At 57.2% G+C, this 12,577-nt stretch carries 10 protein-coding genes; 7 read left to right on the top strand and 3 right to left on the bottom strand.

Annotated elements, in window-relative coordinates:
- The first annotated feature begins 128 nt into the window (after positions 1 to 128).
- Positions 129 to 1,145, top strand: a complete 1,017-nt coding sequence (locus tag AC2D8U_RS16665; RefSeq protein ID WP_484620207.1) for an acyltransferase — start codon at positions 129 to 131, stop codon at positions 1,143 to 1,145.
- Positions 1,146 to 1,391: 246 nt separating this feature from the next.
- On the opposite strand, the gene AC2D8U_RS16660 is transcribed toward AC2D8U_RS16665, so the two are convergent.
- Positions 1,392 to 3,044, bottom strand: coding sequence for a mechanosensitive ion channel family protein (locus AC2D8U_RS16660; protein ID WP_484620206.1), 1,653 nt, complete (start codon positions 3,042 to 3,044; stop codon positions 1,392 to 1,394).
- Between the two features lie 133 nt (positions 3,045 to 3,177).
- Between AC2D8U_RS16660 and AC2D8U_RS16655 the strand changes: the two genes are divergently transcribed.
- The 4 genes from AC2D8U_RS16655 to AC2D8U_RS16640 all read left to right on the top strand — a co-directional run bounded on the left by AC2D8U_RS16655 (position 3,178) and on the right by AC2D8U_RS16640 (position 6,687).
- The gene (locus AC2D8U_RS16655) at positions 3,178 to 3,588 is read left to right on the top strand and encodes a hypothetical protein (protein ID WP_484620205.1); all 411 of its coding nucleotides are present in this window, start codon (positions 3,178 to 3,180) and stop codon (positions 3,586 to 3,588) included.
- 90 nt (positions 3,589 to 3,678) lie between these two features.
- Positions 3,679 to 4,077, top strand: a complete 399-nt coding sequence (locus AC2D8U_RS16650; RefSeq protein ID WP_484620204.1) for a MerC domain-containing protein — start codon at positions 3,679 to 3,681, stop codon at positions 4,075 to 4,077.
- Positions 4,078 to 4,147: 70 nt separating this feature from the next.
- Positions 4,148 to 4,771, top strand: coding sequence for an NAD(P)H-dependent oxidoreductase (locus AC2D8U_RS16645; RefSeq protein WP_484620203.1), 624 nt, complete (start codon positions 4,148 to 4,150; stop codon positions 4,769 to 4,771).
- Positions 4,768 to 6,687, top strand: coding sequence for a monovalent cation:proton antiporter-2 (CPA2) family protein (locus AC2D8U_RS16640; RefSeq protein WP_484620202.1), 1,920 nt, complete (start codon positions 4,768 to 4,770; stop codon positions 6,685 to 6,687). Before AC2D8U_RS16645 ends, AC2D8U_RS16640 begins: the two co-directional genes overlap by 4 nt.
- Positions 6,688 to 6,713: 26 nt before the next feature.
- Here AC2D8U_RS16640 and AC2D8U_RS16635 read toward each other — a convergent pair whose 3' ends face one another.
- Both AC2D8U_RS16635 and bamJ read right to left on the bottom strand, forming a co-directional pair.
- The gene (locus AC2D8U_RS16635; protein WP_484620201.1) at positions 6,714 to 7,793 is read right to left on the bottom strand and encodes a hypothetical protein; all 1,080 of its coding nucleotides are present in this window, start codon (positions 7,791 to 7,793) and stop codon (positions 6,714 to 6,716) included.
- A 172-nt stretch (positions 7,794 to 7,965) separates the two neighbouring features.
- Entirely contained in the window at positions 7,966 to 8,439 is a 474-nt protein-coding gene (gene bamJ, locus AC2D8U_RS16630) for a BamJ family beta-barrel-assembly machinery protein (protein WP_484620200.1), read from the bottom strand.
- Positions 8,440 to 8,599: 160 nt separating this feature from the next.
- Between bamJ and pdxY the strand changes: the two genes are divergently transcribed.
- Both pdxY and AC2D8U_RS16620 read left to right on the top strand, forming a co-directional pair.
- A complete protein-coding gene (gene pdxY / locus AC2D8U_RS16625; RefSeq protein WP_484620199.1) occupies positions 8,600 to 9,463 on the top strand; it encodes a pyridoxal kinase PdxY in 864 nt (287 codons plus the stop codon).
- Positions 9,464 to 9,986: 523 nt separating this feature from the next.
- Entirely contained in the window at positions 9,987 to 12,569 is a 2,583-nt protein-coding gene (locus AC2D8U_RS16620) for a G8 domain-containing protein (RefSeq protein ID WP_484620198.1), read from the top strand.
- The last annotated feature ends 8 nt before the right edge of the window (positions 12,570 to 12,577 follow it).

Genomic DNA, 12,577 nt, shown 5'->3' with positions numbered 1-12,577 from the left:
CATACCCTTGAGCGAAGTGATCGTGTCTTCGTCTCATTCCCTGCATACGAAAGTTTAACGCGACCTTGTGTCGCGTTTTTTTTCGCTTAGCTTTAGCCTGTCTGCATTCAAAAAGATCAGGGATCCGCATGACTAGCCCGAGCCAAGAGATCTTCTTTCTCCACCTCTTGCGCTGCATTGCCGCCATTGCGGTGATTGCTATCCACGTACTGGGGCCTTTCCGTCAGCTTTACGGCCAGATCCCCTATGACGCCTGGTTCTCAGCCGTCGGGATCAACGCCGCCAGCCGCTGGGCCGTGCCCGTCTTTATCATGATCAGCGGTGCCCTCCTGCTATCGAGCAATCGCCCCCTGAATGCCCAACAGTATCTCAAACGGCGTGTTGGCAAGGTGGTGGTTCCTTTCGTCGGCTGGAGCCTGATCTATGTGGCCATCACCGCAATGCTCGAGGGCAGCTCCGCAGGCTGGACCGCCTTCGTCGAGGCCCCGCACCAACCTGTGTGGTATCACCTCTGGTTTTTCTACGACTTCATCCCACTCTATCTGGTGATCCCCCTGCTCGCTCCGCTGCTCAAAGCCATGACCCAAGAACAGATAAAGATCCTGCTCACGGCTTGGCTCACCCTGACCCTGATGCATCTGCTCAAGGTACCCACCCCGCTTCGTCAGGATCTGCTGCTCTATTCCGGTTACCTGATACTGGGTTGGTATCTCATGCATCACGACAACCGACCGCAGCTCAAATACTGGGTCGTGATGGGGCTTAGCGCCTTATTGCTCAATGTCCTGGGTAGCTACCTGGCCGCCGAACAGAAGCAGGGCTACAGCTCATTATTTATGAGCTATAAAACCCTCAATACCGTATTGATTGGGGCAATGATCTTTCTCCTCGCCCAGCAATATGGCGAGGCGATCAGTCAGCGCCTGCGTCCTGCGGTCATTTCCCTCTCGACCTGTAGCCTGGGGATCTACCTGCTCCATCCCATCCTGTTGATCCCTGTGCGCACTGCGATCAAGCAGGATCCCCTGATACTGGGTCATCCGGCATTGGCGATCCCTGCCGTGACACTCCTAGTGCTACTCCTCTCCTGGGCACTGACAGCGACATTGGCTCGTCTCCCAGGGATCAACAAACTGGTACCCTGAGGGTATGTTGTACTCTTCAAAGCAAAGATCCACTCACTGGATAAGGGCTACATCGCCATTACAGGAGCTACGGGACAGGGCACTCAATGCCGCTGGGATGTCGTGAGTTTGCCCGTCAGTGAAGGCGAACAGCAGATCCCGACTTGGACAGCAAAGAAGCGATCCTGGCTTGGCGCAACGATGCCAAGCACAGGGGTGCCCAACAGTGGGGGAGAGACCAATGGTGTCGTCACTTTCCGATGACAATCACTCTGCAGCAACATCCTTACGACTCAGATGCACCTGATGCTGGGGGTAGGGAATGGAGATCCCTTCCTCGTCAAAACGCAGCTTCACGGTGCGGGTGATGTCCCAGTAGACCTCCCAATAGTCCTCGGTTTTTACCCAGGGCCGGACGATGAAATCGACCGAAGACGCGCCCAGCCGGTGGAGTTTAATGACATGCTCCGGGCTGTGGAGGATCTTGGGATGTGATTGGATTATCGCCTCCAGCACCGCTTCAGCCTGAACCGGATCATCTTCATAGGCGATGCCGAACTCCATATCCACCCGCCGGACCCGCTCGGCAGTGATGTTTTTAATGGTGTCCCCCCAGATCTTGGCATTGGGCACCACAAAAACCTGATTATCGAAGGTTTTGATGGTGGTATTCACCAGGCTCATATTATTGACCTTACCCGCGACGCCCCCGGCTTCGACATAATCACCCACATCAAAAGGACGGTAAATCAGGATCATCACGCCAGAGGCAAAATTCGACAAGGTATCCTGCAGGGCAAATCCAATCACGATCCCCGCGACCCCAAGGCCCGCCAGCAAGGGAGCCAGATCCAGCCCGACTTGGGCCAGTGCCCATAACACCCCGACCAGCAAAACCAGACGCCCGGTCATCGCGATCAGAAACTCTTTAACCAGGGTACTGAGGGTACTGCGTTCATGCTCCACCGCCTTGGCCACCAGGCGGCGACTGAAACGGGCCAAGAGCATTGCCCCCAACAGCACCAGGGCAAAGATCATCACCCGTGAGAGGATCCCGCCCAGATTCTGCCGGCTCCAACTGCGCAGATCGTCCAGCAGCCCCATCAACACGGTTTTCGTTGCAGACCAGCTGCTGATCGCCTCCACCAGATCACCGGTGGTCTTGAAGATCAACTCGTTATATTGGCCGGGATCCTGGCCCTGCTGCTCCAGTAACACCACGATTTCGCGCAGGCTGTCGGTGCCGGTACGCCGAAGTCGCTCATGGGACTGGATCCGGCCAAGCAGCTCAGCTCGCCCCTCCGCAGGCAGCCGGTTGAGTTCCTTGCGCATCTGGCCAAGCTGATGGCCGCTTGATCGCAACACCAGCGACAGGTAATCCGCATACCGTATCAACTCCCCCACCAACTCCCGTTGCAAAACACCTGTCTCGACATGAAACTGGGACTGAAAGATCAGGTTGTCGCTGCGTTGCTGCATCAACCAGTTGACGTATCGAAAGAGGTCGTTGAGCGACAGCCAGCGCATCAGGGAATCCTCCTCCCCAGCGCTTTCATATTCTCCATATACACGGGTGGCCGCATCCCTGGCCCCCTCCAGACGCCCCTGCAAATAGCGATTATGCCGGTACAGGAGAGTCACCGCCTCGTCGGTTCGCGCCAGAGCACCGCTGGTGCGGGCCGCCACCACGAATTGACCCAGTTTTTCACTCAGCATGCCACTGGCATCGGCGATCTGCTGTTGCAACAACTGCCGATGCATCTGTGAATCGCTCTTGAGCCACTCTTGCTCCCAGCGAATGACCTGCTGCTCCGTCTTGCCAAGGAGCGCCTCCATCTCCGCCAGTGTTGCCCCCACTGCCTGTGCACTCAATAGCCCAAGCAGTAACACGGCAAACACCCCCCGACTGAATATCGCCACCCGCTCTCTCCCATCGACCGTCATCGAAGGAGTGTAGGAAGCCCCAAGCCGATCTGCCCAACCAGAAGGCATTGCAAACCGCCGCCATGTCCCCTAGGTTGGAGCCAATCTCATTCGCACATGGAGGCGTGCCATGAATAAAATCAATATTCTCAGCCTACTTCTGATCCTTTTGGGTCTGGGGGCCAGCGCTCTGGCCATGCATCACTTCAGCGGTTCAAATCGATCCAACGGTTCAACGGATCCCGCCGCCACCCTGGCCATCGAGTGCGCCGCCTACTACCAACTCAGTGCACAGACCATAGAGCGCATGGGGATCCAGCGTATGCTTCCCGTGGCCAAACGGCTCGCTGCATCGGCCTTGGCCAGTCAACAACTGGCCCAGCAACTGCTGGGCAGCCCGGACCTGAGTGTGCAGATTGAGCATAATCGTCAGACACAGCTCGACAGCCTGGCGCAGCCGGATCAACTCGGCCCGCTGATGAGCCGCTATCGAGAGCCCTGCCAAGCCCTGCTGCTGGCCCAGTCAGGTCAGGGTAAATAAAAACGATTCCCATCTGCATTTGAGCTTGAGTGGGTTCTGGGCCTGTGATATAACTCACAGCCCATTCAGTTCAAGACGGAAGTTTGCTTGATGACCAGCAGCCGAACCCAGAAGCGCCTCGATTCACTTTCTATTGGTGTTTCAGTACTTTGCATGATTCACTGCCTGTCGGTTCCTGTGATGCTGCTGCTGGGGATGGCGGTTCCCAGCCTTCTTTTAGAAGAAGCTCACTTCCACGAGATGATGCTCTTTGTGGTGATCCCCCTGTCTGCCCTGGCCTTCTTCCTGGGCTGCCGTAAACACCATAATCTCTCCGTTGTCGGCTATGGTGTGACCGGGCTGGCTCTGCTGATCTTTGCCGCCTTCTGGCTGCACGATATGGCTGGCCACCAAGCGGAAACCCTGGTGACCCTGGTCGGCACCGGCTTTATGGTGCTTGCCCACCTGAAAAACTATCGCCTTTGCCGCCGCTGCGAGTGTCAACACTGATCCTCACCCGATCTCGGGATATGTACTAAGCTGTTGAACATCTGTATGTTCTCTACGACAGCTTGGTCCTATGCTCCCTGACACGCCACCACGACGCATCCTCATCCTGCTGGCTCATCCAAGCCAACATCGCTCGGAGATCAACCGTCCCCTGGCCGAGGCCTTAGGTGCCTTGCCCGGTCATACGCTGATTGATCTCTATGCCGAATACCCTACCCTGGAGATCGACATCGAGCGGGAGCAGCAACGCCTGATCGAGCATGACGTCATCATCTTCCTCCACCCCTTCTATTGGTACTCCACGCCCGCCATTCTAAAAGAGTGGCAGGATCTGGTGCTTGAATACGGTTTTGCCTATGGCTCGCAAGGCAACGCGTTGAAGGGAAAACTGTTCTTCTGCATCATCAGCACCGGAGGCCCCAAGCAGGCCTACCAGCCCGACGGGCTCAATCGATACTCGGTCAACGAACTGCTTCGCCCCATCGAGATGACGGCCCGACTGTGCAAGTTACGCTACCTGCCACCACTGCTGTTGCACGACGCCCGTAACCCTGAAACCTCCAATGCGCTCACACCCCATATCCATGACACCATCACCCTGCTCGAGTACCTGCGCTACCACAAGGTAGAGATCGATCACCTCAGTCAACTGCAACAACTCAATGACTGGATGCCCAAAGGGGAATCGGCATGACCGAGATCCTGCTCTACACCTTTATCTATTTGGTCGCCGCGGTCGTCGCTGTCCCCCTCGCCAACCGTTTTGGCCTGGGCTCGGTGTTAGGCTACCTGATCGCCGGTGTCGTGATTGGACCGGCACTGGGCCTGGTGGGCTCGGAAACCGAAACCCTGCAGCATTTTGCCGAGTTCGGCGTGGTCATGATGCTGTTTCTGGTCGGGTTGGAACTGGAGCCCAAGATGTTGTGGCAGATGCGAGGCAAACTCATCGGCCTTGGCGGGCTTCAAGTGGGCCTGACCGCCAGCCTGATCGCCGCCCTGGCCTTTCAGTTTGGCCTGGACTGGCGCCTGGCCGTCGCCATCGGTTTGATCTTTGCCCTCTCCTCCACCGCTATCGTGTTGCAAACTTTCAATGAAAAGGGCCTGGGGAAAACCGAGGGGGGTCGAGCCGGATTTAGCGTATTGCTGTTCCAGGATATCGCAGTGATCCCCATGCTTGCCCTGATCCCCCTCCTTGCCCTCCCGGAGCTGCTGCAGGTTGGCACGCCAACCTCTGACGGTCATGATGAATTGAGCCTGGTCGCCCATTTACCAGGCTGGGGCCAGGCGTTGGCCGTGGCGGCCGCCATCGCCACCGTGGTGCTGGGAGGACATTACCTGACCCGTCCGCTGTTTCGCATGATCGCCAACGCCCGGCTCAGGGAGATCTTCACCGCCGCCGCCTTGATGCTGGTGATCGGCATTGCCGTCCTGATGTCACTGGTGGGCCTCTCGCCAGCACTGGGCACCTTCCTGGCCGGTGTCGTGCTGGCAACCAGTGAATTCCGTCACGAGCTGGAATCGGACATTGAGCCGTTCAAAGGCTTGCTGCTGGGCCTGTTCTTTATCACGGTCGGTGCCGGGATCCGTTTCGATGTCCTGTTCGCAGACTTTTTATTGGTGATGGCTCTGACCCTAGGCGTCATGGCCATCAAGTGCCTGGTGTTACTGCTCCTGAGTTTTATCTTCAAGGTGCGCCTGGCCGATCGCTGGCTGTTCAGCCTGTCCCTTGCACAGGCGGGGGAGTTTGGCTTCGTCCTACTCTCCTTCAGCGCCCAGCAAGCCGTGATCCCACCGGAGATGATGCCGCTGTTGTCTCTGGTCGTTGCCTTGTCCATGTTACTGACGCCTGGACTCTTCATTCTCTACGACAGGGTGATCCTGCCGCGATTCAGCCAAGATGAAAACCGCCAAGCCGACGACATCGACCACGCCAGTACCGTTTTGGTGGCAGGGATGGGCCGCTTTGGTCAGGTGATCAGTCGTGCCCTCACCGCCTGCAAGGTCGAGCCGGTGATCCTGGATCTCTCTCCGACTCAGATCGAGGCAATGCGCGCGGTCGGATTGAAAGCCTTCTACGGAGACGCCTCCCGGCCAGATCTGCTGCACAGTGCAGGAATAGACCAGGCAAAACTGATGATCGTGGCGATAGACGATCAGGAAAAGGCACTGGAACTGGTCATCCATTGCAAAAGGCATCATCCCCACCTCAAGGTACTCGCCCGTGCCTGGGATCGGGGGCATTATTACAAACTCAAGCAGGCTGGTGCCGACTACATCACTCGAGAAACCTTCGAAGGTTCCCTCAAGATCGCAAACCAATCCTTAGTGGCACTCGGTGTCCACCCGTTTGCCGCAGAGCAGAAGATCCGCGCCTTTCGACGGCATGAAGAGAGCACCATAGGCTCGCTCTATGAACATTGGTTGGAAGATAATGACTGGCGTACCAATGCCAATTACCGGGCGAGTTTCCTCGCTAAAGTTCAGCAAGCAAGTACCATCTTGGATAAGGACAGGGACGACAACCATTCCAGCTATGCCCGTGCCTGGACCCCGCCACCCAAGGGCTATATCAACGATTTGCTTGCGGACAGCAAACGTGAAGAGGAGTGAGGTAAAAGTTCCCGGCACGGCGAATGCTAGGGGCGCCCCACCAGTTCTTCATCAGACGGCAGTGAAAGGGGCATCAACTCGCCGCAATCAGGATCCAGGGTTAGGTTGCCCCGGGTTAAAATCAGCTCGAGCAATAGGGTAAAGATCGTCTCGGCCTGACGACGCTGGAGGAGGAATCTGGGGTTGCTCTGCAATCGGGCATGCCAAACCATGGGAAAGGGGTTGGGCTCCCAGAGTACCAGCTTGCCATCGTGATCCAGGCTGTAATCAAAGGCGACAAAATCCAGCTGCAGTTTCTTACGTAGCCGATTGAGGATCTCGTGGCACGGATAGACCCCCTGCTCCAGGTATCTGGCTTCCTCCCGTTCAAATTCCGGACTCTCAAGACGCTGCTTGCTGTGAATGCACCAGTGCCGTGCCACGATCAGGTGGTGTGGCACCCCGTGATCGCCAACCAAGACATAGCGGTATTTACGAAAGAGTCCGTCGGCATCCTGAGTATCGATATATTCGCAGGCTGCCGCCTGTCGGTAACCCTGCAGATCGATCTTCCGATACTCCTCGGCGCAGGTCACCAGAAGCATGGGCCGGGCATGGGTGGCGTTATCTCGCACAATAAAAGGCAACCCCAGCTCCGCCTTCAGGCTTTGAAAACTGGTGTCTGGTCCACACAGGCGGATCTGGGCACAACGGATCCCTAAGAGACGTGCCGCCTGCAAGGCCACATTCTTCTGAGCATTGCTTAGGGCATCGGCCCGATTAATCACTGTGCCGGAGGGTTCATATTGCCGCTCTACCTTTCGTACCCGTCGATAGAGATCCAGGTCCCTCTCCCGGATCGGATCGCGCATCCAGGGCAGGAGCACAGCGTCCTGCGCCAACCGATTTGCCGAGCGAGAGCCGGCACGAGTAAATCGAACCTGTCGATAGACACCGGGATACCGCTGTGCAAGCCATTGGAAAAAGGCAAAATTAAACTGGGAGTGGTCATCGGTGAGGACCTGAATGGTGGGCCCGTCCTCAACATTGAAACGCCAATTGCGGAGAGTGAAATCAACCCAGCGGCCGAGCTTGTTGCTCACCCTTTTGACAGACACGGCACGCATATCGTCCCTCGACTCGACAGTCCTTACCGATCAATGCATGACCGATTCGGGGATACAGTTTAGTCAGGAAATTGAGCTTCATGCCAACTTTATGGGGGGATGGGCAGGGGGGCAATCAGCTGGGAGGGAGAGCTCCGGGACGGAAACTTGTCCCGGAGATTGACACGATCTGTTACTGCGCGATATCCAGCAGCTCAACGTCAAAGATCAACACAGAGCCCGGCGGGATAGACCCAACGGCGCGATTGCCATACGCCAGACGAGCGGGAATATAGAAGCGGTTTTTCTGACCGACCACCATGAGTCCAACCCCCTCGGTCCAGCCCGAGATCACCTGATTCAGGCCGAACACTGCGGGCACGCCGCGTTCTACCGAACTGTCAAACAGGGTTCCGTCAATCAGGGTGCCATGATAATGCACCGTGACCTGATCGGTCGGTCTTGGGTACACCTGGCCTTCTCCCTCCTGCAGCACTTCATACTGGAGCCCGGACTCGGTGGTGTGAACCCCCTCTTTTTGGCCATTTTGAACTAAAAAGGCTTCGCCCCTCTCAATATTCAACAGCGCGGCCTTTTTGCTGGCGGCGTTGCGTTGAAACAACCAGAGGGAAGCGGCAATGATCAAGATCGCGATAATGATTTTCAAGGTACTGATCCGTTACGAGATTAACTTTGCTGAGCAATGTAGCAGAAGAGGCCACGGCTTGATAACCATCGGCCACCCGACTGATGCAACTTCACCCGGTGACTCCCTTTGCACCATGCCGTATCCTTGCTGACCTGAGTCGTATTAACCATTTCTAACTATGAACATTCTCTCCATCCAGTCCCATGTCGCCTATGGCCATGCCGGTAATGCCTCGGCGGTCTTTCCACTGCAGCGCATGGGCTGCAACGTCTGGCCGGTTCATACCGTCATGTTTTCCAACCACACGGGCCATGGCAGCTGGCGGGGGCCAGTCTTTTCTCCGGAAACCGTCAATGATGTCGTCTGTGGGATCGAGGACCGGGGGGTCCTCAACAGCTGTCACGCCGTCCTTTCCGGTTACATGGGCGCCCCCGAGGTGGCCAATGTGATCCTCAGCGCGGTGACCAAAGTCAAAGCGGCAAACCCAAGTGCACTCTATTGCTGCGACCCCGTCATTGGCGATGTCGACCGCGGGATCTTCGTCCGACCCGGCGTGCCTGAGCATTTTCGCGACTCTGTGATTGCCCATGCCGATATCCTGACCCCCAACCATTTTGAATTGGAGTTCCTGACCGGTGAGCCGGTCACCGATCTGGCCTCGGCACTGTCCGCCAGTCGCAAACTGCTTGAACTGGGGCCAAAGCTCATCCTGATCACCAGCCTGCGTCGACCGGATGCCGAGCCAGGCATGATCGAGATGCTCGCCGTCAGCCCGGATGAAGCCTGGCTGATCGCCACGCCCCTGCTGCTCTTCCCTACCCCGATGAATGGATCCGGCGATGCCACCACGGCTCTCTTCCTCGCCAAGTACCTGCAAACCGGCGAGATCAAGGCAGCATTGGAGCATGTCGCCGCAGCCATGTATGCACTGTTCAAACGCACGCACGAGCAGCAATCACGCGAACTGGCTCTGATCGCCAGCCAGGATGAGCTGGTGCACCCCACCGAGCGCTTTACTGCTCAGACCGTTATGTCGGACTGAACCTGTCGATTGCTGGTGGCCTCAGCCAGGGAAGTGTACAAGGTCACCAGCCCACACAAACGCATCTCTGTGTGTAGCGGAGCGCCCCTGCTTGGCGTTGACCCACGACCCGCCCTGTACTCGACACGGGCTCATCCTCCCCCCTTCCTGCCGCTACCGATTCAAGGATAACGCTCGCCCTGTGTCGCTCCTCTCGCCTTATGGCTCCGCCCCAACATCTACGCCCCCGCACAGGTTGACAAAACTGACAAAAGAAAACAAAACCTTACGAGCAAGAATCAGGACCCTAACGTAGATTTAACACTTGCGCAACAACCAAGTGAGCAGTCTGCCAAACAACAGGGGCAATCTCCTCTTGACAATGGTGAAAACGGCATGTTGGCGCAAAAAAACAACTACCAAAATTACAAATCACTAAAGAGTAGAGTTCCCTATGATACAGACAACATTTGCTCTCACACGGACGTTGTTACTGACTTCCTTGGTATTCTCCCCCCTCGTTGCTCAAGCCATGCCCCATGATATGGCTAAGGTTACGCGCCTGGTCCAACTTGAAGATGTGACCCACAAGACGGTTCAAAGCGGCTGGTGGCATAAGGCCACAACCTGGGAGGGTGGCCGTATCCCAGACGACAATGCCCGTGTGCTGATCAACGCCGGCCACACAGTCCACTTGGGTGAAGTCTACCCCGAGGCGATCCAAAGCATCCGAGTACAAGGCCTGCTCAATTACGGCGTAACCCGGACGACAGAACTCAAGGTCGATACCCTGTACGTCGACATGGGGGGAGAGCTACGAATAGGCAAACCCGACAAGCCCATCGCCGCCGATGCCAGTGCCCGACTGGTATTTAACGATCTCGCCCCCTTCGTCACCGATGATGAGACTCATCCGGATTACGACCCCTACAAGATCGGCCTGGGCCTTATCTCCATGGGCACCGTCACCATCCACGGTACGGATGTCACCCCTTATGCCACCAGCGCCGGAGCCTACGCAGGCGACAATACGCTCTCACTGGACAGCCTGCCCCTGGACTGGCAGATCGGTGACACCCTGGTGATCGCGGGCACGCAACTCGATGGACTGGGCGATGAGCGTCGGACCATTGCCGCCCTCGACAGCGCCAACAGCCGGGTGACTCTGGATAGCCCACTGAGCCTGGACCACCTTGCCGCAGAGCACACAGTGCCGGGCCTTGAGCTTAAGATCCACGTCACCAACCTGCGTCGTAACGTGGAGATCGTGACGGCAGAAGGTAATGAAGATCTGATGGTGAAGCATTACGATCTGGGTGAAGGTGGCTTGAAGAACAGCCAGGCGCCCGAGGAGTTTTACGCCCGCGGCCATGTCATGCTGATGAACACCAACGCCTCTATCCACAATCTCTACCTGGGTAACCTGGGCCGGACCAACAAGCTGTTTGGCGGCAACGATACCCTGGTGGACGAGTTCGGTACTATCACCCACATTGGCGTCAACCCCATCGCTCGGTATCCTCTGCACTTCCATGAAGCGGGGGCTGCCGGTGAACGCGCCCTCGTCGCCGGCAGTGTGGTAGATCACTCCCCAGGCTGGGGGTTCGTTAACCACTCCTCCTCGGTGGATTTCCTCAGCAATACCGCCTACGACGTTAAGGGTGCCGCCTTTGTATCTGAGTTTGGTAACGAGATCGGCCGCTATGTCGACAACGTCTCCATCCGCACCGTTTCCCACCTGGATCATGGCTACAAGACCTATCCGGGAAAATCCCGCAATATCCCCACAACCTCGGACGAGGGGCGCAACGGTCATGGCTTCTGGCTGGTCTCCAACCTGGTCGAAGTGGAGGACAATGTCGCCAGCGGTTGTGCGGCGGATTGTTTCGGCATGCAGGGGCAGGGACTCGAAGATCTCGATGATGTCGGCCTGGACGTCAGCCTGCTCAGCCGCCCCGAACAGTTCGAGCCCGGCAAGGTGATCGAAGCCAAGGCGCCAGAGCGTCTCAATCGCAACAACACCGCCTACGGTGCCCAAACCGGCATGCGGCTCTACTTCAACACCGCCAAAGACAAGAACTGGGAGCGGGTCGATAACTTCACCGCCTGGTCCGTCTTTAACGGCGTCACCTTCTGGTATGCCGACCGCATCATCATGAACAACCCTGTCCTCATCGGCGATCGCAACAACCCCGCCGGTAACGGGTTGCATTCCATGGAGACCACGGACAACATCAGTCGCCACCGCTATATGGATCCCCATGTCGAAGGGTTTGATATTGGCGTGATCCTGCCCGGCAAATATGACAGCAACCTGCTGTTTAACGGCACCCTGGATAACCTGAGGAACCTGGCCTTCGGTAAGCGGGTCGACCGCTACTCGGAGATGAAGGTAATGGGCACAGTGAACTTCCAAAACAGCCTGCCCTTCGCCCAACAAAACCTGTTCGGACACGCCGAGATCCACAGCTTTGCCATGCTCAAGTGGATCACCGAATGGCCCGAGTCCGTCGTCCAGTTCCCCGGCAGCCTGGTGGGGCGCTCCGAGCCTCTGCTTGGCGCCTACATGACCGAGCAGCAGGCACCGGATTATGTCGCCTATAAGAGCTCAGAGATCACCGATCCCCGAGTGCTGGCCGTGATCCCGCCTCTCTGGCTCGACAAAACCAACGCCGAAATGGCGCAGATCGGCGAGCACACCATGGAGGATGGTACCGTCATCGCCGGCAACCAATGGTATAACGGCGGCGCCATCCCAGCCGGGGCCGAAACCCTTATCGACGATCCTGACTACGCCGTGATGCCCCTGGCAAAAGAGGCGGTCAACATGATGCCGGTGCGGGAGAAGTTTGTGGATGCGATTGTCGTGGCCCCGGGCACGACCTCGGTGACCGTCGATCTGACCGACGTTTTCAGTGATGTCGAAGGCGATACCATTAAATATCTGCTGCGCAAAAGTGTTCCGGCGCAGTCCGTCGGGTCCCTGAGTGCCAATGGCGATCTCGTCACCCTGACCATCCCGGCGGGCGTCAATGAGCAGATCTGGGTCTCCATCCGCGGGGATGACAGCAGCAACCACCCCAACAGTGAGCTGGACACCATCAACTTCTTTATTCAGCCTCAGTAAAACCCAAA

This window comes from Ferrimonas sp. YIN67, from assembly GCF_057219095.1.
The sequence above is the reverse complement of the archived record's forward strand: the minus strand, read 5'-3'. Positions and strand labels throughout refer to the sequence as shown.

What these genes read in the sequence shown, in the direction of transcription:
- AC2D8U_RS16655 (WP_484620205.1), top strand. Translation starts at nt 3,178, where the DNA reads ATGAATAAAATCAATATTCTCAGCCTACTTCTGATCCTTTTGGGTCTG.
- pdxY (WP_484620199.1), top strand. Translation starts at nt 8,600, where the DNA reads ATGAACATTCTCTCCATCCAGTCCCATGTCGCCTATGGCCATGCCGGT.
- AC2D8U_RS16640 (WP_484620202.1), top strand. Translation starts at nt 4,768, where the DNA reads ATGACCGAGATCCTGCTCTACACCTTTATCTATTTGGTCGCCGCGGTC.
- AC2D8U_RS16665 (WP_484620207.1), top strand. Translation starts at nt 129, where the DNA reads ATGACTAGCCCGAGCCAAGAGATCTTCTTTCTCCACCTCTTGCGCTGC.
- AC2D8U_RS16635 (WP_484620201.1), bottom strand. Translation starts at nt 7,793, where the DNA reads ATGCGTGCCGTGTCTGTCAAAAGGGTGAGCAACAAGCTCGGCCGCTGG.
- AC2D8U_RS16620 (WP_484620198.1), top strand. Translation starts at nt 9,987, where the DNA reads ATGGCTAAGGTTACGCGCCTGGTCCAACTTGAAGATGTGACCCACAAG.
- AC2D8U_RS16650 (WP_484620204.1), top strand. Translation starts at nt 3,679, where the DNA reads ATGACCAGCAGCCGAACCCAGAAGCGCCTCGATTCACTTTCTATTGGT.
- AC2D8U_RS16645 (WP_484620203.1), top strand. Translation starts at nt 4,148, where the DNA reads ATGCTCCCTGACACGCCACCACGACGCATCCTCATCCTGCTGGCTCAT.